General features: G+C 60.3%; 25 protein-coding genes. 13 read left to right on the forward strand and 12 right to left on the reverse strand.

What is annotated here, in order from left to right; genetic code table 11:
- Positions 1–17: 17 nt before the first annotated feature.
- The 4 genes from MCB86_RS00995 to nirB all read right to left on the reverse strand — a co-directional run bounded on the left by MCB86_RS00995 (position 18) and on the right by nirB (position 5638).
- Positions 18–1739 carry a bifunctional protein-serine/threonine kinase/phosphatase gene (locus MCB86_RS00995; protein WP_239609165.1) on the reverse strand — a complete coding sequence of 574 codons (1722 nt, stop codon included), beginning with the start codon at positions 1737–1739 and terminating at the stop codon, positions 18–20.
- A 43-nt stretch (positions 1740–1782) separates the two neighbouring features.
- Positions 1783–2595, reverse strand: coding sequence for a formate/nitrite transporter family protein (locus MCB86_RS01000; RefSeq protein ID WP_045161810.1), 813 nt, complete (start codon positions 2593–2595; stop codon positions 1783–1785).
- Positions 2596–2702: 107 nt separating this feature from the next.
- A complete protein-coding gene (gene nirD / locus MCB86_RS01005) occupies positions 2703–3080 on the reverse strand; it encodes a nitrite reductase small subunit NirD (protein WP_239609168.1) in 378 nt (125 codons plus the stop codon).
- The gene (gene nirB, locus MCB86_RS01010; RefSeq protein ID WP_239609171.1) at positions 3080–5638 is read right to left on the reverse strand and encodes a nitrite reductase large subunit NirB; all 2559 of its coding nucleotides are present in this window, start codon (positions 5636–5638) and stop codon (positions 3080–3082) included. The genes nirD and nirB overlap by 1 nt, the downstream gene beginning before the upstream one ends.
- Before the next feature lie 561 nt (positions 5639–6199).
- On the opposite strand from nirB, the gene MCB86_RS01015 reads away from it, so the two are divergent.
- Both MCB86_RS01015 and MCB86_RS01020 read left to right on the forward strand, forming a co-directional pair.
- The gene (locus tag MCB86_RS01015; RefSeq protein ID WP_345772234.1) at positions 6200–7024 is read left to right on the forward strand and encodes an aldo/keto reductase; all 825 of its coding nucleotides are present in this window, start codon (positions 6200–6202) and stop codon (positions 7022–7024) included.
- 83 nt (positions 7025–7107) lie between these two features.
- The gene (locus tag MCB86_RS01020) at positions 7108–8454 is read left to right on the forward strand and encodes an esterase-like activity of phytase family protein (protein WP_239609175.1); all 1347 of its coding nucleotides are present in this window, start codon (positions 7108–7110) and stop codon (positions 8452–8454) included.
- 111 nt (positions 8455–8565) lie between these two features.
- Here the strand turns inward: MCB86_RS01020 and MCB86_RS01025 are convergent, their stop codons facing one another.
- Positions 8566–9600, reverse strand: a complete 1035-nt coding sequence (locus MCB86_RS01025) for an NADP-dependent oxidoreductase (protein ID WP_239609177.1) — start codon at positions 9598–9600, stop codon at positions 8566–8568.
- A 424-nt stretch (positions 9601–10024) separates the two neighbouring features.
- Between MCB86_RS01025 and rfbD the strand changes: the two genes are divergently transcribed.
- From rfbD to MCB86_RS01040, 3 genes are all read left to right on the forward strand, one after another.
- On the forward strand, positions 10025–12109 hold the full coding sequence (gene rfbD, locus MCB86_RS01030; RefSeq protein ID WP_239609179.1) for a dTDP-4-dehydrorhamnose reductase: 2085 nt from the start codon (positions 10025–10027) through the stop codon (positions 12107–12109).
- Positions 12110–12224: 115 nt separating this feature from the next.
- Entirely contained in the window at positions 12225–13394 is a 1170-nt protein-coding gene (locus tag MCB86_RS01035; RefSeq protein ID WP_239609459.1) for an NAD(P)-dependent oxidoreductase, read from the forward strand.
- On the forward strand, positions 13391–13588 hold the full coding sequence (locus tag MCB86_RS01040) for a hypothetical protein (protein ID WP_239609181.1): 198 nt from the start codon (positions 13391–13393) through the stop codon (positions 13586–13588). Before MCB86_RS01035 ends, MCB86_RS01040 begins: the two co-directional genes overlap by 4 nt.
- 31 nt (positions 13589–13619) lie before the next feature.
- Here the strand turns inward: MCB86_RS01040 and MCB86_RS01045 are convergent, their stop codons facing one another.
- Positions 13620–13835 (reverse strand): hypothetical protein, encoded by a 216-nt coding sequence (locus MCB86_RS01045; RefSeq protein WP_045161818.1) that lies wholly within the window; start codon positions 13833–13835, stop codon positions 13620–13622.
- Between the two features lie 210 nt (positions 13836–14045).
- A complete protein-coding gene (locus tag MCB86_RS01050; RefSeq protein ID WP_239609462.1) occupies positions 14046–14420 on the reverse strand; it encodes a YgaP-like transmembrane domain in 375 nt (124 codons plus the stop codon).
- Between the two features lie 580 nt (positions 14421–15000).
- On the opposite strand from MCB86_RS01050, the gene hppD reads away from it, so the two are divergent.
- Positions 15001–16080, forward strand: coding sequence for a 4-hydroxyphenylpyruvate dioxygenase (gene hppD, locus MCB86_RS01055; protein WP_045161820.1), 1080 nt, complete (start codon positions 15001–15003; stop codon positions 16078–16080).
- A 161-nt stretch (positions 16081–16241) separates the two neighbouring features.
- Here the strand turns inward: hppD and MCB86_RS01060 are convergent, their stop codons facing one another.
- Complete coding sequence (locus MCB86_RS01060) at positions 16242–16946, reverse strand: pirin family protein (protein WP_239609183.1); 705 nt, start codon at positions 16944–16946, stop codon at positions 16242–16244.
- A 176-nt stretch (positions 16947–17122) separates the two neighbouring features.
- On the opposite strand from MCB86_RS01060, the gene MCB86_RS01065 reads away from it, so the two are divergent.
- Both MCB86_RS01065 and MCB86_RS01070 read left to right on the forward strand, forming a co-directional pair.
- Positions 17123–18046, forward strand: coding sequence for a LysR family transcriptional regulator (locus tag MCB86_RS01065; RefSeq protein ID WP_239609185.1), 924 nt, complete (start codon positions 17123–17125; stop codon positions 18044–18046).
- Between the two features lie 123 nt (positions 18047–18169).
- Positions 18170–18736 (forward strand): TetR/AcrR family transcriptional regulator, encoded by a 567-nt coding sequence (locus MCB86_RS01070; RefSeq protein ID WP_239609187.1) that lies wholly within the window; start codon positions 18170–18172, stop codon positions 18734–18736.
- On the opposite strand, the gene MCB86_RS01075 is transcribed toward MCB86_RS01070, so the two are convergent.
- Together MCB86_RS01075 and MCB86_RS01080 are read right to left on the reverse strand one after the other, a co-directional pair.
- Positions 18733–19017, reverse strand: a complete 285-nt coding sequence (locus MCB86_RS01075) for a hypothetical protein (RefSeq protein ID WP_239609189.1) — start codon at positions 19015–19017, stop codon at positions 18733–18735. The genes MCB86_RS01070 and MCB86_RS01075 overlap by 4 nt on opposite strands.
- Positions 19018–19042: 25 nt before the next feature.
- Positions 19043–20257 carry an MFS transporter gene (locus MCB86_RS01080; protein ID WP_239609191.1) on the reverse strand — a complete coding sequence of 405 codons (1215 nt, stop codon included), beginning with the start codon at positions 20255–20257 and terminating at the stop codon, positions 19043–19045.
- Positions 20258–20371: 114 nt separating this feature from the next.
- Between MCB86_RS01080 and MCB86_RS01085 the strand changes: the two genes are divergently transcribed.
- The 3 genes from MCB86_RS01085 (at position 20372) to MCB86_RS01095 (ending at position 22912) form a co-directional block, all read left to right on the forward strand.
- Positions 20372–20917, forward strand: coding sequence for a PaaI family thioesterase (locus MCB86_RS01085; RefSeq protein WP_239609193.1), 546 nt, complete (start codon positions 20372–20374; stop codon positions 20915–20917).
- A 103-nt stretch (positions 20918–21020) separates the two neighbouring features.
- Complete coding sequence (gene fabF / locus MCB86_RS01090; RefSeq protein WP_239609195.1) at positions 21021–22310, forward strand: beta-ketoacyl-ACP synthase II; 1290 nt, start codon at positions 21021–21023, stop codon at positions 22308–22310.
- 5 nt (positions 22311–22315) lie between these two features.
- Positions 22316–22912, forward strand: coding sequence for a TetR/AcrR family transcriptional regulator (locus MCB86_RS01095; RefSeq protein ID WP_239609197.1), 597 nt, complete (start codon positions 22316–22318; stop codon positions 22910–22912).
- Positions 22913–22935: 23 nt separating this feature from the next.
- On the opposite strand, the gene MCB86_RS01100 is transcribed toward MCB86_RS01095, so the two are convergent.
- Positions 22936–24147: an MFS transporter gene (locus tag MCB86_RS01100; protein WP_275589372.1), complete on the reverse strand. Its 1212-nt coding sequence runs from the start codon at positions 24145–24147 to the stop codon at positions 22936–22938.
- Between the two features lie 233 nt (positions 24148–24380).
- Between MCB86_RS01100 and MCB86_RS01105 the strand changes: the two genes are divergently transcribed.
- Positions 24381–25154, forward strand: a complete 774-nt coding sequence (locus MCB86_RS01105) for a helix-turn-helix transcriptional regulator (protein ID WP_045161831.1) — start codon at positions 24381–24383, stop codon at positions 25152–25154.
- A gap of 91 nt (positions 25155–25245) precedes the next feature.
- Positions 25246–25713, forward strand: a complete 468-nt coding sequence (locus MCB86_RS01110) for a GNAT family N-acetyltransferase (RefSeq protein WP_045162058.1) — start codon at positions 25246–25248, stop codon at positions 25711–25713.
- Positions 25714–25997: 284 nt separating this feature from the next.
- On the opposite strand, the gene MCB86_RS01115 is transcribed toward MCB86_RS01110, so the two are convergent.
- Positions 25998–26660, reverse strand: coding sequence for a hypothetical protein (locus MCB86_RS01115; protein WP_155397614.1), 663 nt, complete (start codon positions 26658–26660; stop codon positions 25998–26000).
- Positions 26661–26877 lie beyond the last annotated feature (217 nt).

Raw genomic sequence — 26877 nt, forward strand, 5'->3', positions numbered from 1 at the left:
CGGTGGGGCGGCAGCCTTCAACGCACCAGCAGTACGACCAGGGCAATGGCTAACGCCAGCGATACCCCTTTCCAGAACAGTACCGGGTTGCGCTCCATTAGCGGCGGCCGGGCCTTGTTGAGAAAGGCCTTGTTGGGGTGGCGCAACTCGAAGACGAATTCCGATAGATCCTCGTAGCGTTTGTACGGATCAGGATGCAGTGCCTTGCGCAGCACATCGTCGATCCAGGCCGGCACCTCGCGGTCGTGCTCGCGGATCGAGCTGTAGCTGAGCTTGTTCTGCGCGGCGCGGGTGCGGCACTGCGCGACCTGAAAGCCATACGGTAGCTTGCCGGTCAGCATCTGATAGGTGATGACGGCCAGCGAGAACATATCCGAGCGAGGCGTGCCGCTCTCGCCAAGGAAATATTCCGGCGCCGTGTACTGAGCGGTGCCGAGCAACTCGCTGCGTTCGGTTGGCGAGGCGATCTCCATGATGCCGGCAACTCGGGTGGAGCCGAAATCGATGATTTTCACCGTGCCGGTCGCGTCGATCATGACGTTCTCGGGGCGCAGGTCCTGATGCAGCATTTCCAGCCGGTGAAAGGCGCGCAGGCCCTTGGCGATCTGCTCGATGATGCCGCGCACCGTCTCCAGGTCCGGCTGCGGATGGTCGATCATCCACTGCGTAAGCGTCTGGCCATCGATGAATTCGCTGACGCTGTAGAGAAAGTTGCGCTTACGCATCTGCCGGCACGGCTGGGCCACATGTGCGCTGTTGATTCGTCGCGCGACCCACTCCTCGGTGAGGAAGCGTTCGAGATAGGCCACATCTTGTTGAAGCTCCATCGACGGCGTCTTGATGATCACCGGCGTGTCGTTGTCGTCGTCGGTCGCCAGATAGACGTGGCTGCGGCTGCTGGCGTGCACCTCGCGAACGATGGTGTAGCCATCGAACCGCGCCCGTGCCTCGAGCATGGGCGGGAAGGGCAGTTCGGTGAGGTGCTGGTAGAGCTCGTCCGGGGCCTGAATCGGAAGCTGCTCGATGCGCAGGATCTGCACCGTGAGGTTGTCGTCGCTGCCGCGTTGCAGCGCTTCGTTGACGATCTCCCTCGCGGCGGCGTCCAGATCGGCTGCATGTCGTGCGATGGTCTCGCTCATGAACTGCGCGCTGGCAAACTCGTATACCCCATCAGTGGCCAGGATGAAGGTATCGCCGAGTTCCACCCGTTCGGCGCGGTAGTCGATTTCCAGCTGCGGATGAATACCCAGGGCCCGACTCAGGTAGCTTTTTTCTTCGGATAGCCAGAGACGATGGTCGTTGGTGAGCTGTTCTAGCGTCTTGCCCTGAACGCGATAGATGCGCGAGTCGCCGGCGTGGAAGATGTGCGCGGTGGTCGATTTGATTACCAGTGCGCTGAAGGTGCAGACGTAGCCGCGGTCCTTGTCGTAGCGATACTGGCTCTGCTGACTTTGCGCATGCAGCCAGGAGTTGGTCGCCATCAACACCCGCTGCGCAGAGGTTTTGACTGACCAGGCGTCGGAGGTGCAGTAGTAGTCGGCGAAGAATCCGGTAACGGCCGATTCGCTGGCGATATGGCTGACGGTGCTGCTGCTGATGCCATCGGCGATGGCGAGGGCGATGCCCTTGGCGCTCAGCTGCGGTTCTTTGGGAATATAGGCACCGTGGAAATCCTGATTACTTTCCTTGGGACCCTTGTCGGTGTGTTGGCCCACCGAAACCGTGAGTTGTGCGGTCATGAAATGCAGCGAACCCAGGGAGGGCCGGGGTTCGCTGGGCTACTCAACGCAGGGCGCGCTTGGGTGCGGTTTTGATGTGAGTGGTGTAGAGCGTCAGACCCGTGAATGCCAGGCCGCCGACAAGGTTACCCAACGCGGTGGGGATTTCGTTCCAGATCATGTAATCCATCACCGAAAAGTCGCCGCCCAGGATCATGGCCGAAGGGAACAGGAACATGTTCACCACCGAATGCTCGAAGCCCATATAGAAGAACAGCATGATCGGCATCCACATGGCGATGGCCTTGCCGCTGACCGTCGTGGAGATCATTGCGCCGACCACACCCATCGACACCATCCAGTTGCACAACATGCCGCGCAGAAAGATGGTCGTCCAGCCCGCTGCGCCGAATTCCGCATAGCCCAAGGTGCGTGCTTCGCCGATATGGGAGATTTTCTCGCCCACTGCGCCGGGGTCGGTTGAGAAACCCATGGTGAAGACGAAGGCCATCATCACCGCCACCGTCAGCGCGCCGGCGAAGTTGCCGAGGAATACCAGCCCCCAGTTGCGCAGCACACCATTGACCGTCACGCCCGGGCGTTTGTCGAGCAGCGCCAGGGGCGTCAACACGAACACGCCGGTCAGTAGGTCGAAGCCCATCAGATACAGCATGACGAAACCGACCGGGAAGAGCATGGCGCCTACCAGCGGCGAGCCCGTCTGCACCGTGATGGTGATGGCGAAGACCGCCGCGAGGGCGAGGATCGCGCCGGCCATGAAGGCCCGAATCAAGGTGTCCCGGGTAGACATGTAAATCTTGGACTCACCGGCGTCGACCATTTTGGTGACGAATTCCGAAGGGATGATGTAGGACATATTCGATTCTCTGTATTGGCGATCCGGTCCCGACTGAGGTCGGGTTTCTCTTTTCGTGGGCCTGGGCGGTGCTGGCGTACCGCACAGAAGGCCCGCTGCGGTAAGGCTCAGGCTGCGGCGATTTCCACCGCTTCACCGTTCAGGCGCACCGGCCAAACCTGCAGGCGCTGCTCGGGATATTCCAGGCAGGTGCCGTCCTGCAGCCGGAAGTGCTGCTTGTACAGCGGCGAGGCGATGACCAGATCGCCCTTGAGCTGCCCGACGATGCCGCGGCCGATGACATTGGCGCCGGACTTTGGGTCCTTGTTGGCGATGGCGAACACCTGCTCGCCGGCCTCGGTCTCGGGAAGGTGGAAGAGGGCGACCTGCTCGCCGTCGAGCCAGGCAACCACACCGGAATTGGCCACCAGATCGCGGCGGCTACACAGGGCGCGCCAACCGGCGGGTTGAACGGAATCGACACGTACGGCGTTGGACTGGCTCATCAGAGCACCTCCTCGGTTACGGGAATCAGGTGAAGTTCGTGTGCGTGTACCGGTCGGCGCTGGCCGCGTTCCTTGACGAAGTGGATGTCCGGGTCACCGCGCTGGTCGTTGACGAAGGTGCGGAAGCGCTTGAGCTTTTCCGGGTCCTTGATGGCGTTGGCCCACTCGCATTCGTAGCGATCGACCACCAGCTGCATTTGCGCTTCGAGCTCGGTAGCGAGACTCAGGCTGTCGTTGATGATGACTTCCTTGAGGTAGTCGAGACCGCCTTCGAGGGATTCGCGCCACACCGAGGTGCGTTGTAGCTTGTCCGCGGTGCGGATATAGAACATCAGGAAGCGGTCGATGTAGCGCACCAGGGTCTCGTCATCGAGGTCTGTTGCGAACAGCTCAGCGTGGCGCGGACGCATGCCGCCGTTGCCCGCGACGTAGAGGTTCCAGCCGTTCTCGGTGGCGATCACGCCGATGTCCTTGCTCTGCGCCTCGGCGCATTCACGGGTACAGCCAGAAACGCCAAATTTAATCTTGTGTGGCGAACGCAAACCCTTGTAGCGATCCTCCAGGCGCAGCGCCATGCCGACGCTGTCCTGTACGCCGTAGCGGCACCAGGTGCTGCCGACGCAGGATTTCACCGTGCGCAGCGACTTGCCGTAGGCGTGCCCGGTCTCGAAACCGGCCTCGATCAGCTCGCCCCAAATGTCTGGCAGCTCATGCAGCTGGGCGCCGAACAGGTCGATGCGTTGGCCGCCGGTGATTTTGGTGTAGAGGTCGTATTTCTTGGCCACCGCACCGAGGGCGATCAGCTTGTCTGGGGTGATTTCACCACCGGCGATGCGCGGTACCACGGAGTAGGTGCCGTTCTTCTGCATGTTCGCCATGAAGGTGTCGTTGGTGTCCTGCAGCGGAATCAGCCCAGGGTCGGTGATCGGCTGGTTCCAGCAGGAGGCGAGGATCGAGCCCACCGCCGGCTTGCAGATATCGCAGCCGGTGTGACCGCGGCCGTGCTTGGCCAGCAGCTCCTCGAAACTGATGATGCCCTCGACCCGGACGATGCCGTACAGCTCCTGACGGGTGTGGGCGAAGTGTTCGCACAAGCTTTTGTCGACTTCCATGCCACGGGCGGTCAGCTCGTGCTCAAACACTTGCTTGAGTAGGGCCGAGCACCCACCGCAGCCGGTGCCGGCCTTGGTCGCGGCTTTCAGCTCGCCAAGATCGGTGATCCCGGCGTCCACCTGGCAGCACACTGCGCCCTTGGTGACGTTGTGGCAGGAGCAGATGGTTGCGGTGTCCGGCAGGGCATCGGCGCCCAGCGTCGGTGCGCCATCGGACAGGGGTAGGATCAGGCTGGACGGATCGGCCGGCAGCTTGATGCCGTTCTGTGCGTACTGCAGCAAGGTGTCGTAATAACTGTTGTCGCCGATCAGCACGGCGCCGATGACGCGCTTGCCATCTTCAGACAGCACCAGGCGGCGGTAACTGGCGTTGGCTTCGTCGATGAAGCGATAGCTCTTGGCGCCTGGCGTGGCAGCGTGGGCATCGCCGATGGAGCCGACATCGACACCGAGCAGCTTGAGCTTGGTCGACATGTCCGCACCGCTGAAGGGCTGGTGCGGCTCGCCGCAGAGCAGGGCGGCCAGGTTGCGCGCCATGGTGTAGCCCGGTGCGACCAGGCCGAAGACCATGCCGTTCCAGGAGGCACACTCACCGATGGCATAGATCGAGGGGTCGCTGGTGCGGTAGTCAGCATCGATCACCACACCGCCGCGCGGTGCGATTTCCAGTTCGGCACTGCGGCCGAGCGCGTCCTGCGGGCGGATGCCGGCGGAGAACACGATCAAGTCGGTTTCCAGGTATTCGCCGTCCTGGAAGTTCATGCGGTAGGCGTATTCCTCACCGATGACGATTTCCTGCGTGGCGCGGGACAGGTGCACGCCGACGCCCAGCGCCTCGATACGGGCCTTGAGCGCCTTGCCGCCTTCGTCATCGAGCTGTACCGGCATCAGCCGCGGGGCGAACTCGACGACATGGGCTTCGAGGCCGAGCGACTTGAGTGCGTTGGCCGCTTCCAGTCCGAGCAGGCCGCCACCGACGACCACGCCGCGCTTGGCGTTGTTGGCAGCGGCGCGAATCGAATCCAGATCGTCCAGGGTGCGGTAGACCAGGCGCGAACTGCCTTCGGCGCCTGGAATCGGCGGCACGAACGGGTAGGAGCCGGTGGCCAGGATCAGTTTGTCGTAGGGCTGGCGGCCCTCGGCGGTGACCACTTCCTTGCGCTCGCGGTCGATCTCCAACACCTGCACGCCAAGGTGGATGTGCACGCCGTGAGCGGCGTAGTAATCGGCTTCGCACATGGCCAGCGATTCGGCGTCGCGGCCACCGAAATACTCGGAGAGATGAACTCGGTCGTACGCCCGCTGGCGTTCTTCGCCGTAGACATGGATGTGGTACTGGCCAAGGGCGCCGCGCTCGACCAGCTGCTCGACGCAGTGATGCCCCACCATGCCATTGCCGATGACCACCAGCGTTTCACTCTTGATCGGGGTGACGATTGCGTTCATGACCGGTTCCTCCGTCGAAGCCCTGTTCGGCGTCGTCGTACAAAAACAAAAAGGCGCCTGGAGCTGTCGGGCAGCTCCAGGCGCCTTTGCCTGGTATTCAAGAATTGTGAGGTGATGGTTCGAGCGGCGTTGCTCGTAGCACCCGTCCCGTGCCGTTCGCGGCTGATGGTCTTCGTTGACCGGCGGGATGCGCTGCCGGATCGTTCGGCAGGCGATACCTGTCCCATAGCAGGTTGCGTGCCAGCGGTGTGTAGCGGGTAGTGCGCCGGGGCTGACTGCCGTATTTGGTGGGCTGGAGCTCACCCTACATACCGGACCTATTTGTCCACGCGAACCACAAGGGTGCGGTACTCGTAACCCGCTCCCTTTTTTGGGGCGATTCGTCTGCCGTCGCCCATCTGAAAACGACTGGTGCAACCGAGCGGAGCCGAACCTTGCGTGGCGGGCTCGGTCAGTACGACGTCCAAACCTCGGCACGGTTAACCTTGCCGCCTGCCTCAATCACTGATGAATCGCGGAGATCACTTGAACAAGGTCGTCGAACATCCTTTGTTGCTGGGCATGATGCGCCTGATGCAGTACCCCGAACTGGCGCAGCCTCAGGCGCTGCTCGGCTTCCTGGAACGCTGCGTGGATCGCGGTGTAACCGCTTTCGACCATGCCGACATTTATGGTGCGGGAGAATGCGAGGCGCATTTCGGTGCCGCTTTGAAATTGCGCCCTGCCTTGCGCGAGCAGATCCAGTTGATCGGCAAGGCCGACATCGTGCCGGCTGCGCAGGACCGGTCGCGCTGGCAGGTCAAGCATTACAACACCCAGGCGGACTATCTCACCCAGGCGGTGGAGGGCTCGCTGAAGCGGCTGGGCGTGGAACGCCTGGATGGCTTTCTGCTGCATCGCCCAGACCCCTTGCTGCGGGTCGACGAGGTTGCCCGGGCGCTGGACGATCTGGTCGGCAGCGGCAAGATCGGCTGGCTTGGCGTATCCAACGCCGAACTCCTGCACTGCCAGATACTGGCCCGCGAGCTGCCCCTGCGCTGTAACCAGATCGAGCTGTCATTGCAGGCGCAGTCGGCGGCGTGGGATGGGCGGCTGCACGCCATGGAAAGCGAAGGGTTGCATGTGCTGGCCTGGTCACCGATGGGAGGTGGACGTTTCGGCCCTCAATTGCAACAGGCGCTCGAAGAGGTTGGCGCGGCGCTGGGCGCCACAGCCAATCAGGTCGCCCTGGCCTGGCTGCGTAAACTGCCAGGCAAGCCAGTGCCGATCCTCGGTAGCCTGCGCTGGGAGCGCATCGAGGAGGCCTTGCAGGGAGCCGATCTGCAGCTGGATACGCCTACATGGTTCCATCTCGCCCAGGCGGCACGTGGACACGGGGTGGCCTAGTACGAGAGCTTGAGGCCAGTTGCATCGCGTAATTGAGTGGTCTAGCGTCAGCTAGCCGGCTCCGCCGGATGGAGACACTGCTCATGGGAATCTCGAAGCCGCTGGTCGTGGCTTTGGCCGCTGCGATCTCCACCGCTGCGATGGCCGGCAGCAACACCCTGGTGGGTTGGGCGATGATGCCTGCCGACACCTTCTCTGACGGTCCGACATCGGCTCAGATGGCCAACGCCAACCCCTACGGCACCTTCGTGCCCCCGTATGAGAATCGTCAGCCTGTGCAGGGTTTTTCCGCCGTGCTGCCGGGTGCGGATGAAAACAGCTTCATATTCATGACCGACAACGGCTTCGGTGGTCAGACAAACTCTGCAGATACGCTGTTGCGGCTTTATAGCGTGCGGCCTGATTTCCGCTCGGCCAAGGGCGGGAGCGGGAATGTCAGTGCGAGCGATTATCTCAGCGGTGCGCCACTGGCTCGCTTCACTCACGCGTCGCGCCTCACTCTGAACGACATCAACCAGAAGCTCGAACTGCCGATACAGGCCGATTACCGCTTTTATTACAACGACGACTCCAGGCCACGCGTTGACAGTGCAATCGAGTTCGGCCGCTTGCTGACAGGCGCTGACCTGGACATCGAATCGGTGCGCCGTGACAAGAATTGCGCGATGTGGTTTGGCGACGAGTTCGGACCCTACCTGATCAAGACCGATGCGTCGGGCACCGTCACCCGCAGCGCCATCTCACTGCCAGGCGTCTACGCGCCGCAGCATGTCGATGTGGTGGCTGGAAGCGCAACCGCGAACCTGGAAGGCTCAGGCGGTTTCGAAGGCATGGCGATCAATCCGATTGGGGACCGACTGTACGCGTTGCTGGAGAAGACCGTCAGCGGTGATGCAACCGGTACCTTGCGCATCAACGAGTTCGACATCAATCAGGAGCGTTACACCGGTAAGGTGTTGCTCTACCGGCTGCAAGAGCCCGAACTCGCCATCGGCGAAATGACTGCGATCGACGAGACACGCTTTTTGGTTATCGAGCGCAATGGCGCGACGGCCACTAACGGCACTCCATTCAAGAAGATCTACCTGATCGACATCCGCGGTGTCGCCAGTGGCGCGGAAGTGCCCAAGACAGAGGTGGTCGACCTCATGCGGCTGGCCGACCCCGATGACCTGAACGGCGACGGCAAACGCACCTTCACGTTCCCCTACGCGACCATCGAGAGCTTGTTACCACTCGATTCGCGCACCTTGTTGGTCGTCAACGACAACAATTTTCCTTACGGAGGAGGGCGGGCCTTGAATGCGGACGTAACCGAGTTCCTGAAAATCCGCCTGGCTAATCCGATTCCCGGCGTGCGTCCGCCGCCCACGGGGCAGGCCAGAGATGCACGCCGCTGCGATGCGTCGACAGGCCTGAGCACGGGCTGATCCGCTTGGGGTGCAGATGAGCGCTTTGCTGAAAACAAGCGACGCTCCACGCCAGCCTGTCCGGCATAGGGTGGTTTTAGCCTGCCACAATAAAGCACAACGACAGGCCTATCAGGCCTCGCCCACCTGCACCACCAACTTTCCGAAGTTCTTGCCTTCGAGCAGGCCGATAAATGCCTCGGGTGCGTTTTCCAATCCCTGCACAATCTGCTCGCGATACTTGATCTTGCCTTCGGCATACCAGGCGCTCATGTCCCGGGCAAATTCGCTGTAGCGATGGCCGTAGTCGTTGAAGATGATGAAGCCCTGCATGCGCATGCGTTTCTTCAGGATGGTTTCGAGCAGCAGCGGCAGGCGATCCGGTCCATCTGGCAGCTGGGTGCTGTTGTATTGCGAGACCACCCCGCAGACCGGTACCCGTGCGCTGGTATTGAGCAGCGGCAACACCGCATCGAAGACTTTGCCACCGACATTCTCGAAATACACGTCGATACCGTTCGGGCAGCGTTCGGCCAACTGCTGCGGGAAATCGTCCGCGCGGTGGTCGATACAAGCGTCGAAGCCAAGCGTCTCGACCGCATGCCGGCACTTCTCGGGCCCGCCCGCGATGCCGACAACCCTGCAGCCCTTCAATTTGCCGATCTGGCCGACAGTAGCGCCAACGGGGCCTGTGGCTGCGGCAACCACCAGCGTCTCCCCGGCCTTCGGTTGGCCGATATCGAGCAGGCCCATGTACGCGGCGAAGCCCGGCATGCCCAGCACACCCAAGGCATGGGAGGGATGTTGCATTTCCCGGTCGAGCTTGAGCAGGCCTTCACCGCTGGACACGGCGTAGTCCTGCCAGCCGTTGCCGCTAAGCACCCAGTCACCTTCGCGATACTCCGCATGGCGGGATTCGACGACCCGACTGACCGTGCCGCCGACCATGACATCACCTACTTCCACGGGCGCGGCGTAGGACGGCCCGGCGCTCATGCGTCCGCGCATGTAAGGGTCCAGGGACAGGTAAACAGTGCGCAGCAGCAACTGGCCGTCCTCGGGTTTAGGGGCTGGAGCGGTTTCCAGGCGGAAGTTATCGGGCGTCGGTGCGCCGTTGGGACGGGAGGCGAGGTGAACGCGACGGTTATGTTGCGGATTCTGGGTCATCGAGGTGTCTCCAACGTCTGGGCAACGTATAGCCGAAATGAAGTTGATGGAGGGAGCAGCCTGTGCCGATGTTCAGCGGGCGGGTGTATCTAACGCTGTGTTCACCAGGGACGCTTGGATCGTTTGCCGTCGCCAGGCTGCCCAGCATCTGAACAGGGCGGGCCAGCCGAGTTCGAGAAGCTTTGGCGACGGGCGCGCATTGCCGCTACCGGTGCGGCTTAGCCAGGCAAGTACGGCGTTTGGGCCCCTTTCGAAACGGCTGAAACGGTCGCTCTTTGCGCGTGTCAATAGGTCACGTTCGATTTTTGCTTCATTTCGTTGCGGGGCACTGAACCTCATACGCGTTCCTCGGTCCGAGCTGAGCGCTGTGCTCAAACGCCAGACCGGAATGACACCTGCCTCTCGATCATGGATCAAGCGACTTATGGATCAGATATACGCCGTCGTATTGTCGTACAAGCGTAAAGGCTTGCTTAAGCGTTGCCTGGATGGCATCAGTGCTCAGACCCGGCCATGCGACGCCATCATCGTCGTCGACAACGCCAGCCATGACGGAACTGAGGAGATGCTGCTCGACTCAGGAATTGCAAATCTCAAGGTATACGTGCTGTCGCGCAATACCGGTGCCTCGGGGGGGTTCAGTGCCGGGTTTCGCATCGCCTATCAGCAAGGAGCCGATTTTGTCTGGATGATGGATGATGACGTCATCCCCGAACCGGATGCTCTGGAAAAGCTGGTAGAGGCTAATGAGCGGCTCCGGGAGCGTGAAAAGCCATGCTCATTCCTCATTTCGACGGCTCATACCGACGAGGGGCTGCTGACTAATGTTCCCCGCATCGATGAACGTACCAATGCGATTGATTATGAAAATTGGCCGGCACTGCTCGACATTGGGGTGATCCCCGTACGTCCGGCTACTTTCGTTTCGATCCTCGTGCCTCGGGCGTCGTTGCAACAGCATGGCCTGCCTATCGCACCCATGTTCATGTGGGGCGACGATACCGAATTCACCTTGCGCATCAGCCAGGAGGTACCGGGTTATCTGGTGGCGGCGAGCAGGGTGCTGCATGTGCGGCGGGTCAGCGGTGCCATCGATATCCTCCGGGAAACGGATCCGAAGCGGGTTGCGTTGCATCGACATCTGGTGCGCAACGAACTCTTCGTGGCGCGTAAATACTTTCGCAAGCGCCGTATCCTGGGCTTGCTGTTCTCACGCATGGGGCAAGTCCTGCAGATGCTGCGGCGCCGTCAATTTACCAAGGCCAGGATTGTTGTGAATGGCCTGCTTGAAAGCGTGCGCTTTTCGCCAGAGCCAGAAGCGGCCGACGCACCGGTGGAGGCGCTGGGTGTAAGCGTGCGCGAACTGATCCCAAAGTTGTCGAGTGCTGTTCTGAAGGCAGCTGACCCTTCACAGGCTCCGGTCGATGCGCCAACCGCTGTAGCAAGTGAGCTTACAGTGACGCAGGAAACCATGGGCTCGGCGCTTGCACCTCAACCCAAGTCGAACATGCGTGTCCTGGTGTGTGGCGCCGGAGGCCAGGTGGGCAGCTGTCTGGTCAATCAAGCTGCCAGCTTTGGGCTGGAGGCCATCGGGCTGACGCATCAGGATCTCGATATAACCCTTCCTGCGCAGATCAATCGGGCGATCGAACAGTACCAGCCGGCGCTCATCATCAACGCGGCGGCCTATACCAACCTCGATCATGCCGAAGCCGAGGTCGCTCATGCCGAAGCGGTGAACAGCGACGGTGCAGCCAATCTGGCTCAGGCCGCCAAGCACTTCGGGATTCCATTGTTCCACCTGTCCAGCGAGTACGTTTTCTCGGGCGAAGCCTCGGTGCCTTATCGGGAATCCGACCCGGCAGTGCCGATCTGCGTCTATGGCGAAACGCGTCGGGCAGGGGAGATCGCCATCAGCGAGACATTGGACCGATACCTGATCTTGCGCACCAGCTGGATCTACGGTGAGCACGGCAACAACTTCGTCAAGACCATGCTGAGTTTGGGCCGCAAGACCGACGAAATTTCAGTTGTCAGTGACCAGATCGGCTGCCCGACCCGCTCACGCAGTGTTGCGCGGGTGCTGATCGAGTTGGCGCTGCGCTACTGCCGCGACGGCGATCTCGAATGGGGGCTTTATCATTACAGCGGCACGTCGCCCTGTTCGTGGGCTGAGTTCGCTGTCGAGATTTTCCGGGAAGCCGAGCGGGTCGGCTTGATCGACAAGGCGCCCAAGGTGTTGCCGGTGACCAGCGGGAGCCTGCCGCGCGCTGCGGCCAGACCGGCCTGGTCGGTGCTCGATTGCAGTCGGATCGAAACTACCTTTGGCATCAAGCCCAAGCCGTGGCGCGACGAGCTGCGCCATGTGATCAGGCAGATGAACGATGTTCCGTCCGTGCCCTTCGGGCCGGCACCCAGCCGTGTACCGTTCAGAGCCTATCCACAGATTGGCGGTGAAGGGCCTAGCCTGGCCCGATTTGCGATTGCGCAAGGAGCAGGCCAACGCTGAACCGTTCAGGGTGAAAACTTTTTCCGAATGTAACGGTCTGAGCTGCACGTTTAGCGAATGGAATTCCGTGATGACCGATTCAGCTGTTCGACGCGTAGGTGTTTCAGGTACAGGGATGATCTCGCACTGTTTCGTTCGGCTGATCATGCAGCACTATAAGGACCTGCACGTCAGCCGGGTCCTGACCCGCAGAACTATCGGCACGTTAGGCGATTTCCCCTTGCCGGAAACATTGACGAATTCCATTGACGAACTCATTGCTCACTCGGACATCATCGTCGAGTGCACTGGGGACGTATTCTTCGGGACGGAAGTGATCGAGCGGGCATTCGAAGCCGGATTGCCGGTCGTTACCGTCAATGCTGAACTCCAGGTCACCACTGGGTCCTATCTGGCCGGCAAGGGTTTGTTGACCGAAGCCGAAGGCGACCAGCCCGGGTCATTGGCCGCGTTACGCGAGGAGGCCCTGCAGATGGGCTTTCAGCCGCTCGTATACGGCAACATGAAGGGCTACCTGAACCACGACCCGAGCCGCGAAGAAATGGCCTACTGGTCCAAGCGGCAGGGCATCAGCATCGAGCAGACCACCTCCTTCACCGATGGCACCAAAGTGCAGATCGAGCAGGTGGTGGTCGGCAATGGTTTCGGCGCGACCATTACTCGACGTGGCCTGGAAGGCCTGGCTTCTACCGATCTGAACCGCAGCGGCAATATCCTTGGGCTGATCGCTGATGGCATCGGCCAACCCATCGTCGATTACGTTCTGCCAAGCGGCTACCCGGCTGGCGGGGTCTTTCTGGTCTGCCGTCACGACCAGGAGCAAGCCCCGGCGATCGAGTACTTCAAACTGGGTCCCGGCCCGTATTACGTGCTGACACGCCCGTTTCATCTGTGCTCACTCGAGGTCGGAAAGACAGTGCGCCGTGTTCTGGCCGGCGGCGGCGTGCTACTGAACAACTCCACTGAGCCCACCCTAGGTGTTGCGGCCATCGCTAAGCGCGATATGCGGGCGGGCGACATGATCAGCCGGGGTATTGGCGGCTTCGATGTGCGCGGCGAAGCGGTGCGGCTCGCCGATGAACTCGACCATGTGCCCATCGGTCTGCTGCGCAACACCGTGCTCAAACGGGCCGTCGAGCAAGGGCAATTGATCACCTTCGACGATATCGAGATACAGCCCAGCCGCGCCCTGGACCTCGTTTTCCAACAGCGTCAGAAAGTGATGGAGCGGGGCCAGTTGCGCAGCCAGCCGGATGGGATCGTTCAGCAGGTTCAGGAACAATGAACAAGCTTCAAGACGAGGCGGAAATCTGGGCAGACGGCTACAGCTTCGTCGAGTTCCAGCGAACCGGGACCGGTCTGGTCCCGTATCACCATGAGTCCCGTCCCTTATCTTCGGCGCCGCCAGTCTCGGTGCCGATGCCTTTGCCAGAGGCCAAGTCGGGGCGTGGTTGGACGCCCTGGGTCCTTCTAGCGTGAATGGGGAGGCGGTTCACGTTAACCGATTGAATCATGCCGGTCGGGACTGATTGCCAAATGTAGCGGTTGCACCCATTTCGCTGACCGCAGTGAAAAGGTTTCGCGCTATGCGAACGACCGCACCGCCAAAGCTAGCGGCTTCGTACTGGGCATCCTGCTCGTTTTGAAACACTGCCAGCACGCTGCCGTAGGAGTAAACGACTCCCCACTGGCCAGCGTCTTCTGTGTCCATTTTCGTCATGTCCATGATGTCTTCCTTAGAAATGTTACGAGGTGTGACGGAATCACGGCGCATAGATAGCATGCCGTCAAAAGATCGACAATTGCCGTTCGGCGGCAGGGCTAAAGGAGGTCGGCTTTAGCGCTCAGAAATGCAAATAAGCCGACAAGCTGCCTGTGCCGACCCTGACTGGCGCCTCATCGAAATGAGCGAATCCCGTGGCGCCCCAGTGCCGTATCAAGTACTTCTGCGCGGCTCCCCTGGATGCGTTTCATGCCCCATCGGCGTGGTGTTGGGCAGCGTCACTTCAGGCTCTGCGAAGTCGGGGCTGTGCACTTCCGAATCGAGGGGCATGTGGCTGTACCGCTGCTTATCCGTCACGTTCTGATGCCGTGTCCGTTGCTCGACCTCGGTCAGGATGCGCTTGGCCTCGCAGCGTCCGCTGATCCCGCGCGCCAATGCCATGCCGCCCATTGCCAGCTGCAGCAGGCCGCTTATGCCTCCGCGGCGCAGGCCTTTGCCCAACAGCACTAGCCCGCCAGCGACTGACGCGCTGCGTTCCCAGCCATGCACATTCTGGGGAGGGGCCTTGTCGAAAAGTCGATTCATGATGGTTCCTTATGTGGCTTGTCGTTGTCATAAGGTTTGGCATCGTCGTGCGACAACTCGTTCTCAGCAGTGGATGAGTGGCGTGATCGTCGGCGCTGTGGTGACCACACCGATAAAGGCTTGACAGTCGAGCATGGCTACCGCAGATTGCGCTAAACGTAATCTGATTACGCGAAAATAAGAATGGCGTTCACAATAGCGCGCCCCAACATGCAGTCGTGGCAAAGAATATGGATGCACACACCTACTACCGTACCCCTTCGCCTCGTCGGCTCCGGAGCGCCTGGGCGTCCAGAGAGATGAATGGCCTCACGGTTCCGGCTATTCGGTGCTGTCACGCTGATGAGCATAAGCAGTCGCGCCGTTTCACCTTGACCCGGCAGAGCAGGGTGGTGGCGCCGCGATCCGCTGATTTCTATCCGATGATCAGCGAAGCCCCAGTGAGTCGCTGAATGAAAATCCTTGGCTTCCGCCTCACGCTTGGCGACCACCTCGGTCGCAGCGTTCGGGGCATTTCCTGTGCACCACCGGCCTGACGCTTTCGCGTCGACCCTCTCATGCACAGTTAATCAAGGAGCCAATCATGGCCGACCTGTTTGAAAACCCAATGGGCCTCATGGGCTTCGAGTTCATCGAATTCGCCTCGCCCACCCCGAACGTCATCGAACCGGTGCTGGAGAGCATGGGTTTCTCCCATGTCGCTAATCACCGCTCGAAAGATGTGGCGCTGTACCGTCAGGGCGAAATCAACGCCATCGTCAACCGCGAGCCCAAGGGCGTCGCGGCGTATTTCGCCGCCGAGCACGGCCCGTCGGTGTGTGGCATGGCGTTTCGTGTGAAAGATGCGCAGAAGGCCTATACCCGTGCGCTGGAGCTGGGTGCTCAGGCCATCGAGCTGCCTACCGGCCCGATGGAACTGCGTTTGCCTGCGATCAAGGGCATCGGCGGTGCGCCGCTGTACCTGATAGACCGCTTCGGCGAAGGTAGCTCGATCTATGACATCGATTTTGTCTTCCTCGAAGGTGTCGATCGTCACCCTGTGGGTGCCGGGCTGAAAATCATCGATCACCTGACCCACAACGTGTACCGCGGTCGCATGGCCTACTGGGCGGACTTCTACGAGAAGTTGTTCAACTTCCGTGAGATTCGCTACTTCGACATCAAGGGCGAGTACACCGGCCTCACTTCCAAGGCTATGACCGCGCCGGACGGCATGATCCGTATCCCGCTCAACGAGGAGTCGTCGAAGGGGGCGGGGCAGATCGAGGAGTTCCTCATGCAGTTCAACGGTGAAGGCATCCAGCACGTCGCCTTCCTCACCGACGACCTGATCCAGACCTGGGACAAGCTGAAGGCCAGTGGCACGGTTTTCATGACTGCACCGCCGGAAACCTACTATGAGATGCTCGAAGGGCGGCTGCCCAACCACGGCGAACCGGTGGAAGCGCTAAAGTCCCGCGGCATCCTGCTCGATGGCGCCTCCGAGAACGGCGAACAGCGGTTGCTGCTGCAGATCTTCTCCGGCACCTTGCTGGGGCCGGTGTTCTTCGAATTTATCCAGCGCAAGGGCGACAGTGGCTTCGGCGAAGGCAACTTCAAGGCGCTGTTCGAATCCATCGAGCGTGATCAGATTCAGCGTGGCGTTTTAAGTACCACCGACTGATCGATAGACGGCAGCCGGGCATGATCGGCTGCCGCTATCTCGAAGCAATCCCGCGTTTCCTACGACCCCAGCGATGCCAAATGCGGTTGCCCGGCATCGCTGCATCGCGCCAACATCTGCCATCTTCGACCGACTGGGCGTCCTTACATGCCCAGGGCCGTTTAGCCTGCGGCGTCCACCAGCACCAGTTCGGCGTCCTCATGGGCGGTGACCCTGATGAGCGTCTCGCCGTGGATAGCGGCGCCATCGCGCGTCTCCAGCGCCACGCCGTTGATTTCCACCTTGCCCTTGGCCGGCACTAGATAACCGTAGCGGTCAGCATCGGCGAAGCGGTACTCGATCGTCTCACCGGCCTTCAGAGTTGCGCCTAGCACTCGCGCATCGGCGCGGATCGGCAGCGCATCCTCGTCACCTTTCAGTCCGCTGGCCAAGGCCACGAACTGGCCGGAACGGTCATCCTTGGGAAACGGTTTGGAACCCCAGGCTGGCGGCTCGCCACGGCGGTCGGGGATGATCCAGATTTGAAAGATCTGCGTGACCTCCGATTCGAGGTTGTACTCGGAATGGCGAATACCGGTGCCGGCACTCATTACCTGTACGTCACCTGCCACGGTGCGACCCTTGTTGCCGAGGTTGTCCTCATGGGTGATCGCTCCTTCACGCACATAGGTAATGATTTCCATGTCGGCGTGGGGATGTGGTGGAAAGCCAGTGTTGGCAGCGATGGTGTCATCGTTCCAGACCCGCAGTGCTCCCCAGTGCACGCGCTCCGGATCATGGTACTCGGCGAACGAAAAATGATGCTTGGCATCGAGCCAACCGTGATGGGCGCCACCAAGGGTATTAAAAGGGCGATGTTCGATCATGCTGTTTCTCCAGGTCGATTCGTTTTCGATGGAGCCACTATAGGCAGCAGGAACAATCTTTAGAATGGAATGGATGGAATAAGATACTTTCCATTTATTAGATTAATATCAGGCGCCTGCTAAGTAACCGCGAGGAAGTCAGGAATGGTCATGATCGAATTAATTCGAGGCGTGTTATGAAGAGGCTACCGGATCTCGAAGCCTGGGCGATCTTCGCCAAGGTGGCCGAAACGGGTTCCTTCGCCCGGACCGCAGCCGAGCTGGGCCTGTCGCAAGCCACCATTTCCAAGGCCATCACGCGACTGGAAGCGCGCATGAAAACCATGCTCTTCCACCGGACCTCACGGCGGATGTCGCTAACCGAAAGCGGGCATGCCGCGCTGGAGCGCGCCGCTCGCATCCTGGCCGAGGGCGAGGCGGTGGAGGCCGAGGTAACCGAGCAATCAACCAGCCTGCGCGGGCCCATCCGGATTGCGGCACCGATGTCGTTCGGTGTTTCGCACCTCGCGCCGCTCCTGCCGGAATTCATGGCGCGTCATCCCGACGTGGTGCTCGACGTCAGTTTCAGCGACGAGATGGTCGATCTGGTTGCCCAAGGGGTCGATCTGGCACTGCGGATTTCGACCCTGGTCGATTCCAGCTTGTTGGCCAGGCGCTTGTGCGCCGTGCGCATCCTGCTGGTTGGCTCACCGGCCTATTTCGAACGCCATGGGCGTCCCGGCCACCCACGCGATCTGACCGGACATCGCATATTGCAGTACAGCTACTCTCGCGGTGGCAACAACTGGCGGTTTCGCCATAAACGGCATGGAGAGTTCGCCCAGGCGCTGTCCGCGTCGCTGTTGGCCAACAATGCCGAGGCGTTGGCACCGGCATTGCGATCGGGACTGGGGATGGCGCTGCAACCGGAGTTCCTGGCTTGGAAAGACTTGCAATCGGGAGCGCTGGAGACGGCGATGGACGATTGGCAAGTCGAGTCGATCGCGCTGCACATCGTGACCCCGCCAGGGCGCAGCCGTCCGGCTCGCGTGCAAGCGTTGATCGAATACCTGGCCGAACGCTTCGCCGCCGCGCCGTGGGCGCAGGCCGATGGGGGCTGACGTGATCGCCCAGGCCGCCCTTGTTATTCGCTGCCACCGCTTGGGATTCGCCGCGACTGTGGACTTGCCCAACCAGCCTAAAGGCGTAGCATGACGGGTAGCATATGAATCATCGAGGCACTGATGCGATATTCCGAAGATCACAAAGCCCAGACCCGCCAACGCATCGTCGAAGAGGCCGCACGGCGTTTTCGCCGCGACGGTGTGCACGCCACCGGCCTGCAGACATTGATGAAAGCGCTGGACTTGACGCACGGTGGGTTTTACGCCCATTTCAAATCCAAGGATGAGCTGGTCGAGGAGGCACTGCGTTATTGCGCGAGTGAGCTCGACGAAATCACCACCAGCAGCCTCTCAGGCGACCAACCGCTGGCCACGTTCATTCGTCATTACCTGTCGAAAGGCCACCGCGCCACCCCGGCGCAGGGCTGCCCGTTTCCCACTCTGTCGGCCGAGCTGGGCCAGCGTGGTCAGGCCAGCCCGGTCACCGACGAGTCGGTGAGCAACCGATTGGCGCAGATTGGCGCCCACCTTGAAGATGACCAGCACGCGGCGATGGTGCTCAGCGCCATGGTAGGCGCGTTGATGTTGTCGCGCAGCGTGGTCGATCCGCAATTGTCTGACCGCTTGCTCGAGGACACCCGCGCCAGCCTGCTGAAGCTGACTGGCGCGGATATACCGCAGTCCTAGGCGTTCGCTCTGTAGCGCGGTGCCGGCTGGTTACGCGAGAGATTCGGCCCCAACGCCGCGCGTGCCGCTAGCAGGCGGTTCCAGTCCTCGACGTCCGGCAACGACGGCAGGGTGACTGTCTCGCCCAGGTCGAACCCGCACAAGGCGGAGTTCACCATCGCTTCCACTTCCATCACCATCTGCGCCGGCACGTGGTCGAGGCCGCCTCCGCTGCGCTCCCATATTTCGGTGCTGGAAGCGCCGGTGATCAGTGCCGTTTCGTGGGTGTAGGCGATGTGCATGGAATGTCTCTAGAGATTTGCCGAATCAGTCGGCATGGGCATCGGCCAGCCGAGCGACGAGCCTTGCGTTTAGAAGATGGAATGCCGCGAAACCGGCCACCGCGAACAGCAGATGAACCAGTAGCAGCGGCCAGGCGCTGCCATCGCTCAGGGCCACGAGTAGCAACCCGCTGCATGTCGCTCCGGCCATCTGAGCGAAGCCCATGAAGCCGGCAGCCAGACCCGCCCGATGCGCGTTGGGAATCACTGCGCCGGCCACCGCCGCGGGCAGTACCATCCCGCCTCCCAGGGTCACCAGCAGCTGCGGCGCCGAGAAGCCGATAACGCTCAGCCCGAGCAGCCTCTCAAATAGCGCCGTAATCAGCGCCCCTCCGGCGACCAGGCCGATTCCGATGCCTACCAGACGCTGTGGCCCGAGCCGCGTGATGTAGCGCTGGGTAATAAAGGCGCCAGCGATCATCCCCGAAACGATGGCGCCGAACGTAAACCCATATTCGGCCGGCGTCAGGTGCAACAGGCCGACGTATACCGCCGAAGATCCAGCGATCATGGCGAACATCGCACCGTAGGTACCGGCAATGGCCAACGCCAAGGCGGAGAAGCCTCGGCTGCCAAGCAAGTCGGCGTACTGCCGCGCAAGGGTGCGAAGGCGACCCGCCGTCGGATCGGGTGCCTCGTTGGTTTCACTGGTCAGTAGCACCACCGCTATCAGCGTAGCGAGGCCAAGCATCAGCGAAGCGAGCAACGGGGCCTTCCAGCCGCCATAGGCATTGAGCACGCCGCCCGCCATCAGAGAAAGCATGATGGTGGCGAGCATGCCAATCACCGTCTTCGCCAGCGCTGGGCCGGCCTGCGCCTTCCAAATGTCCCGCACCATCGCGCGTGCCAGCACGAGGCAGGCGCAGGCACCGAACCCTTGTAGCAGGCGGGCGAAGGTGAACTCGGTCATGCTCGTTGCGGCGAGCATCCACAGCGTCGCCAGGATGTAGATGATCAGGCCAGCAATCATCACCGGTCGCCGGCCGACGCGATCGGATAACGGGCCGAGCACCAGTTGTCCGAGCCCGAAGGCGGCGACGAACGCGGACAGCGCATGTACACCGCTGCCTGGCACCGCCTCAAGGACCTCTTCCAGCTCGCCGAGGCTGGGGATGATCAGTTGCGTGGAGACTTCGCCCAGCGCTGTCAGCAGCATGAGGATGGGCAGCAAGGGGCGTGGTGGCGATAGCGGCCGTGGCATGGGGCTTTCCTCGATAGATGGATGCTGCGTGCTTTACATGATGGTCATCATGTGTTTTATATGTTGACCATAATTTAATAAGGCTTGCAACCGCCCATCTGTCGAGGACTCGCCATGAAATATGCAGAACGTGAAGAACGTCTGGCCACCTGGCTGGATGCAGAGAAGGCTGCGCGCGCCCAATTGGGAACGCTCGGTACCGTGCCGCTCGCTGAGGCCGCCGCGATGACGCCTCATGCATTCTTCGATGCCATTGGTCGGGGTGAACTGCCGCGTCCACCGATGGGCGAGCTGATGGGCTTCGTACCGGTGGATTGGGCGTCAGGCTATTTCCTGTTCCAGGGCACCCCGGACGAGCGCCATTACAACCCGTTGGGAAGCGTGCATGGCGGCTACGCAGCGACGCTTCTGGACTCCTGCATGGGCTGTGCGGTGCATACCCGACTCCAGGCGGGGCAGGGCTATACGACGACCGACCTGCGGATCACCTACATTCGCGCACTGCGCGCCGGTGTCGGGCCCGTGCGCGCGGAGGGCAGGGTGGTGCATGTAGGCCGATCGACCGCTGTCGCCGAGGGGCGGCTGTACGACGTAGAGGACCGCCTCTATGCCATCGGCTCGACCAGTTGCCTGATTCTTGATCTGAGCGCTCGCGGCTAAGCCCGTCGAAGGCGCCTTTTCTGCGGCGACCCTGCAGGACAGTACGCAGACCGCCACCTGCATAGCCTGATGGTGTGTCGACCATTTGAAAGCGAGGTATGAAATGAGTGGTGGAAATTCAGTCCGTATCGTAGTGACGGGAACAGGTGTCGTTGGGCCCCTGGGATGTGGCACGGAGGCGGTATGGACCCGCCTGTTGGCAGGGCAGTCAGGCATCCGTCCGTTGCCTGGCGATATATCGGAGGGCACCGGTTGTGCCATCGCGGGTCAGGTACCGACCTTGGCCGAGGACAGCGAGGCGGGCTACGACCCAGATCGCCACATCTCTGCCAAAGATCGCAAGAAGATGGATCGTTTCATCGAGTTTGCGCTCGTGGCCGCACACGAAGCGCTTGACCAGGCAGGTTGGCACCCCACCGACGAGGCAAGACGCGAGCGAACCGCCACCATCATCTCATCGGGCGTGGGTGGTTTCGATGCGATCGCCGAGGCGGTGCGCACCACGGACCAACGCGGACCTCGTCGGCTTTCGCCATTCACCGCACCTTCCTTTCTCGCCAACATGGCGGCCGGCCACGTGTCCATCCAGCATGGTTTCAAGGGGCCGCTCGGCGCGCCGGTAACCGCCTGCGCAGCAGGGGGGCAAGCCATCGGCGATGCCGCCCGGATGATCCGCAGCGGCGAAGCGGACATTGCGGTGTGCGGCGGGACCGAGGCAGCCATCCACCGCGTCACGCTCGGCAGCTTTGCGGCGGCGCGTGCGCTGTCCACGGGTTTCAATGACCGCCCGCAGCAAGCGTCGCGCCCGTTCGATCGTGATCGCGAGGGCTTCGTCATGGCTGAGGGCGCTGGCCTGCTGGTAATCGAGTCATTGGAACATGCTCTGGCACGCGGCGCGCAGCCTCTTGCGGAACTGGTCGGTTACGGCACCAGCGCCGATGCCTATCACCTGACGGCCGGCCCTGAGGATGGCCGCGGCGCCCGACGCGCGATGGAGCAGGCGCTGCGGCAGGCCGGTATTGCTCCCGGCGAGGTGCAGCACATCAACGCCCATGCGACGTCCACCCAGGTGGGCGATCGGGGCGAGCTAGGCGCCATCCGATCCGTGTTCGGGACAGGGTCGGGCGTAGCGATTACCTCGACCAAATCCAGTACCGGCCATTTGCTCGGCGCCGCCGGTGGAATCGAAGCCATTTTCACGGTGCTGGCGCTACGCGATCAAATCGTCCCGCCCACGCTGAACCTCATCAACCCCGACGAAGCCGCCGACGGCCTGGATCTAGTTGGCCTGACGGCGCGAAGAATGCCGATCGAGTACGCCTTGTCGAACGGGTTCGGGTTCGGCGGCGTCAATGCCAGCGCGCTGTTCCGTCGTTGGGATTCTTCCAGGTGAATTCTTTGGCCCAGACTGTGCCCGCTCCCGATCGATCGCAACAGGCCCGGTTGGTCAAGCGGCGAGAGATGATTCACGCGGCGAGCGACACCTTCACGGCGCTCGGCTACGAGCTTTCCAGCATGGCTTTGATCGCTGAAGCCGCGGGCGTGACGAAGGGAACCTTGTATGCGTGTTTCGGCAGCAAGGCCGAGCTGTTTCGAGCCGTCGTGCATGACGGATTGAATGAACTCCCCGACGCGGTATCGGTGAATACTCCCGATGGGCAGTTACGCATGCAGCTGAACGCAATTGCGCAAGCGCTGGTTCGGCACGCCACACATCCGGCTTCGCTGACGGTTGCGCGCATTCTTTCGCAGTCTGCGTGCATTCCACCCAAACAGTGGCGGCGCCGCCACCGCCCGTACCGCTTGCAGCTTGAAAAGGTATTGTCCCGCTGCACAGGTTGTAGCGATCCTGCGCAAGCGGCCTCGCAATTTCTGCTATTGGCCGTTGGCAGCCTCGACTCGAATACCGTCATGCCGACAAGCGAATCCCGTGTCGCCGCCGCCGTGGATCTCTTCGTCCGAGCATATGGCGACCTCGATCTGCGTAGCTGCTAGCTCGCTGGAGCGGAACACACGGCTCACACCCCTTTGGTCGACGGCAGCAGAATCGTCAGAATTCCGAGCAGTGGCAGGTAGGAACACAACCGATACACGTATTCGATGCCGTGGACATCTGCCAGATGCCCGAGCAGTGCCGCGCCGATACCGCCAAAACCGAACATCAGCCCGAAGAAGACGCCGGCGATCATGCCGACATTGCCCGGCACCAGTTCCTGGGCGAAGACCACGATGGCAGAGAACGCCGAGGCCAGTACGAAGCCGATGATCATGCTCAGCACCCCGGTCCAGAACAGATCGACGTAGGGCAGCGCCAAAGTGAAAGGGGCGACACCAAGAATCGAAAACCAGATCACCTTCTTGCGGCCGATCCTGTCACCGATGGGGCCACCGAAGAAGGTGCCAGCGGCGACGGAACCGAGGAAAAGGAACAGGTAAAGCTGGGAACTGGCGATGGACAGATCGAACTTCTCAATCAAGTAAAAGGTGAAATAGCTGGTAAAGCTGGCCATGTAGAAATATTTGGAGAACACCAGCAGCGCCAGCACCACCAGCGCAAAGGTCACTCTCCTCCTGGAAAGCCCATGGGTCGCTTTGCCCCCCTGCTTGAGCTTGAACAGATTCAAGTGATTTCGATACCAGCGGCTGAGCCCGTAGAGCACTAGGATGGCGAACACCGCGAACAGGCCGAACCAAGCAACGCTGCCTTGCCCGTACGGAATGACGATGGCTGCGGCGAGCAGCGGGCCGAAGGCACTGCCGGCATTGCCACCGACCTGAAAGGTCGACTGTGCGAGGCCATAACGACCACCCGAGGCCAGACGTGCCACGCGCGATGTTTCCGGGTGGAAGGTCGAGGAGCCGATGCCTATTAGCGCCGAGGCGATCAGGATCGCAGGGAAGGTGCCCACAACGGCGAGCATGACGATGCCGAGCAGCGTACAGACCATGCCCGCTGGCAGCAGCCAGGGCTTGGGATGGCGGTCGGTGTGGTAGCCGACCCAAGGCTGCAACAAGGACGCGGTGAGCTGAAAGGTCAGTGTAATCAGCCCTACCTGGGTAAAGGTAAGGCCGTAGTTGGCCTTGAGTATGGGATAGATCGAGGGAAGCACGGCCTGAATCAGGTCGTTGATCAGATGCGCCAAGGCGCAAGCACCGATCACGCGCATGACCAGGGGACTGGCTTGGCTGGCTACCGAGGCGGTCGCCGAGGGAGTAATGCTGCTGGACATCGCAAATCATCCGCACAGGGAAGGGAACATTAGGGTGAGTGTCCGACCAGGCCATACAGCAAGGCGTCGGCATTCGCGGCTCGGCAGGCGTTAAAATCAGGCGCCGTATGGATCGCGGATCGCGTTCTCCTTTCAGTGTTGCTGTCTGGCCACGGGACCTGGCGCTATCCTAGGTTTCCAATAAATTGTCTGTCTTGCTTGATATGGGCGAGAGCTCTCGCAAAAAGGGAATTATGCCCAAGCCGTTGAAAGAATTATTGGCTGCGGTGGACGAAGTGCCCTGGCCGGTCATTAGCAGCGCCACCGATTATCCGGAAGGCTGGTTTATCGAACCCCACTCACACGCCAAGCACCAACTGATCTACGCCATCGAAGGCGTGATGGTTGTGCATTCCGCAGTGAGCCAGTGGACCGTACCGCCCAGCCGGGGCATTTGGATGCCGAGCGGGCAGATACATTCGATTCGCTGCGTTGGCTCGGTGAAGATGCGTAGCGTTTTTGTGCGGCCTGATCTGTTTCGTGAACTGCCGAATGAAACCCGAGCCGTAAGCATCTCCGCGCTTCTGAGCGAGCTGATCAAGCGCTCGGTCGCGATAACGGCACCCTACGAGGATGACTCGCGCGAGGCGAGGCTCATGCGATTGATCCTCGATGAACTCACCCTGTTGCCGACTTTGCCTCTGCAATTGCCCCAGCCGGTCGACCGACGGATCAAAATGATCTGTTCGGCCCTGCAATCTGACCCGAGTGATGGTTCAACGCTGTCGACGTGGAGCGACCGGCTGAATCTCGACGAGAAGACGATCCAGCGGCTCTTTCGCAAGGAAACCGGCATGACGTTCGGTCGGTGGCGCCAGCAAGCGCGGCTGCTGTTGGCGCTTGAGCGCATCGCCGTAGGCGAGAAAATCATCGACGTGGCAGGCGCGTTGGGTTACGACAGTCCTAGCGCGTTCGCCACCATGTTCAAAAAACAGTTCGGGACGACGCCAAGTCACTTTTTCAAATGAGCGCCAGCTTAAAGTTCTGGCGGCTTCACATACGCTATTGGTGTTGGGACGGACTGTTTGGAGAATAGCGGCGATGTCTGGCGAGGGATGGATGGCAATCGAGATTAGAACCGCCAACGAAGATGATGCTGAAGGCATAAGCGAAGTCATCATCGCAGCCCTGAGAACCACCAACGCCAAGGATTATGCTCAGGCTGTAATCGAGCAGGTCGAGAAAAGTTTTTCGCCGAACGCTGTCGCAGCGTTGATATCCAAGCGCATGGTTTTTGTCGCTCTAGAAGCGGGCAAAGTTATTGGGACTGCCAGCCTCGATGACCAAGTTGTCAGGACCGTATTTGTCCATCCGTCCTCGCACGGACAAGGTATTGGCAGCCAACTCATGAGCACCCTCGAGCAAACAGCGAGGGGCCTGGGAATCGAAGTCTTGCGAGTTCCATCTTCGATCACAGCAGAGCGCTTCTATAAAAAGCTTGGCTACTCTGTTGTACGCGAGGCCTTTCACGGCGAGGAGCGAACCATCGTAATGGAGCGTTACTTGATGAATTCTGATTTTGCTTAAATGCGGGTTAAGCTCGTCGCTGCCAAGAGCTGCGGGTTATCAAGGTTAATTGGTGTAGTGAGAGCGAGGCTGTCGGAACATGCGAGTCCAGTAGCAGAACAAGACCAATAACAAAGATGATTTTCGCGATCGTTTGATCGCCTGATCGCTTGGCCCCTGTTGCGCGAACTACAGAATGCCAGGGCATCGCCCGGAACACGCCGGATATATGAATGCATCCGCGCTGACGATAGGATCGGAAAAGCTTTTTCTTACTGGTTGTGGGGACTTGTCCATACGTCTTGTTAGCTTTTGTTGAGCTCACTCCAGAGTTTCAGTGCGTCACTGAAAGGCAAAATAACATCGGCATATACCCAGCAGGAAAAAGAAAGAACAATGCAGGCCCAGCCAATGGATACACATTTTTTATGAGTGAACTTGGAAAAACCCTCACCTGATGAAATTTGTGATGAGCTTATTCTCAGTAAGTAAATAAATAAAAACAATAATGCCGGTATGAACAAGGCTGCTAAGTATTTCGTGTTCCCCTCAATTCCGAGATACAACACCATTCCTAAAAATATTGAGCTTGTGCCGAGCATAAAAATAATGGGCTTATTCGTGAGCCACTTTAGTTTAGGTATAAACGGAAGGGCGGCGAAAATGAATTCTCTTTTCTCCGGCTCTAAGTCAAATTTAAGCAAATAGAACTGTATGCCAAAAACAAGGAACATTGGGACGCAACCCCCTATTAGGGTTTCAAGCCACCAGCCCTCTATCGAGACTAATTCTTTAGCAAACGGATCTAACTCTTTATATTTAGTAAAGTAATCTCCATCAATTAGGAGGTCGATAAGCCAATAACCGAAAAGGGTGAATGCAAGTATTACTAATATTGCTGTGGCCCGAAATTTATGTTTAATAATGGCCTTCAGCGTGCTTGCTATTTTTTTAATCATTGGTTCCATGTTACAAAGATCTCGATTTTGAAAAACCAATTATAATTAGACGACCAATCGTCATCCACTAGGACGATGGTTATCCCGCGCCTGTTGTTGAAGGTTGAAGGGTGAAGGGTGAAGTGGGTGCTCATAAAGCTTGGCTTGCTCTGCTTGCACATCGTCGACCGATCAAGTCGGCCGTCCCTTTCAGCCCTGTTCTATTTTATGGAACCTAATCATCTAA

It is taken from the genome of Pseudomonas sp. KSR10, from assembly GCF_022355455.1.
GTDB lineage: Bacteria > Pseudomonadota > Gammaproteobacteria > Pseudomonadales > Pseudomonadaceae > Stutzerimonas > Stutzerimonas stutzeri_E.

What these genes read in the sequence shown, in the direction of transcription:
- MCB86_RS01065 (WP_239609185.1), top strand. Translation starts at nt 17,123, where the DNA reads ATGAAGAGGCTACCGGATCTCGAAGCCTGGGCGATCTTCGCCAAGGTG.
- MCB86_RS01115 (WP_155397614.1), bottom strand. Translation starts at nt 26,660, where the DNA reads ATGGAACCAATGATTAAAAAAATAGCAAGCACGCTGAAGGCCATTATT.
- MCB86_RS01085 (WP_239609193.1), top strand. Translation starts at nt 20,372, where the DNA reads ATGAAATATGCAGAACGTGAAGAACGTCTGGCCACCTGGCTGGATGCA.
- nirB (WP_239609171.1), bottom strand. Translation starts at nt 5,638, where the DNA reads ATGAACGCAATCGTCACCCCGATCAAGAGTGAAACGCTGGTGGTCATC.
- MCB86_RS01060 (WP_239609183.1), bottom strand. Translation starts at nt 16,946, where the DNA reads ATGATCGAACATCGCCCTTTTAATACCCTTGGTGGCGCCCATCACGGT.
- MCB86_RS01105 (WP_045161831.1), top strand. Translation starts at nt 24,381, where the DNA reads ATGCCCAAGCCGTTGAAAGAATTATTGGCTGCGGTGGACGAAGTGCCC.
- MCB86_RS01020 (WP_239609175.1), top strand. Translation starts at nt 7,108, where the DNA reads ATGGGAATCTCGAAGCCGCTGGTCGTGGCTTTGGCCGCTGCGATCTCC.
- nirD (WP_239609168.1), bottom strand. Translation starts at nt 3,080, where the DNA reads ATGAGCCAGTCCAACGCCGTACGTGTCGATTCCGTTCAACCCGCCGGT.
- MCB86_RS00995 (WP_239609165.1), bottom strand. Translation starts at nt 1,739, where the DNA reads ATGACCGCACAACTCACGGTTTCGGTGGGCCAACACACCGACAAGGGT.
- fabF (WP_239609195.1), top strand. Translation starts at nt 21,021, where the DNA reads ATGAGTGGTGGAAATTCAGTCCGTATCGTAGTGACGGGAACAGGTGTC.
- hppD (WP_045161820.1), top strand. Translation starts at nt 15,001, where the DNA reads ATGGCCGACCTGTTTGAAAACCCAATGGGCCTCATGGGCTTCGAGTTC.
- MCB86_RS01015 (WP_345772234.1), top strand. Translation starts at nt 6,200, where the DNA reads ATGATGCGCCTGATGCAGTACCCCGAACTGGCGCAGCCTCAGGCGCTG.
- rfbD (WP_239609179.1), top strand. Translation starts at nt 10,025, where the DNA reads ATGGATCAGATATACGCCGTCGTATTGTCGTACAAGCGTAAAGGCTTG.
- MCB86_RS01075 (WP_239609189.1), bottom strand. Translation starts at nt 19,017, where the DNA reads ATGCACATCGCCTACACCCACGAAACGGCACTGATCACCGGCGCTTCC.
- MCB86_RS01035 (WP_239609459.1), top strand. Translation starts at nt 12,225, where the DNA reads ATGATCTCGCACTGTTTCGTTCGGCTGATCATGCAGCACTATAAGGAC.
- MCB86_RS01070 (WP_239609187.1), top strand. Translation starts at nt 18,170, where the DNA reads ATGCGATATTCCGAAGATCACAAAGCCCAGACCCGCCAACGCATCGTC.
- MCB86_RS01040 (WP_239609181.1), top strand. Translation starts at nt 13,391, where the DNA reads ATGAACAAGCTTCAAGACGAGGCGGAAATCTGGGCAGACGGCTACAGC.
- MCB86_RS01100 (WP_275589372.1), bottom strand. Translation starts at nt 24,147, where the DNA reads ATGTCCAGCAGCATTACTCCCTCGGCGACCGCCTCGGTAGCCAGCCAA.
- MCB86_RS01000 (WP_045161810.1), bottom strand. Translation starts at nt 2,595, where the DNA reads ATGTCCTACATCATCCCTTCGGAATTCGTCACCAAAATGGTCGACGCC.
- MCB86_RS01080 (WP_239609191.1), bottom strand. Translation starts at nt 20,257, where the DNA reads ATGCCACGGCCGCTATCGCCACCACGCCCCTTGCTGCCCATCCTCATG.
- MCB86_RS01045 (WP_045161818.1), bottom strand. Translation starts at nt 13,835, where the DNA reads ATGGACATGACGAAAATGGACACAGAAGACGCTGGCCAGTGGGGAGTC.
- MCB86_RS01025 (WP_239609177.1), bottom strand. Translation starts at nt 9,600, where the DNA reads ATGACCCAGAATCCGCAACATAACCGTCGCGTTCACCTCGCCTCCCGT.
- MCB86_RS01110 (WP_045162058.1), top strand. Translation starts at nt 25,246, where the DNA reads ATGGCAATCGAGATTAGAACCGCCAACGAAGATGATGCTGAAGGCATA.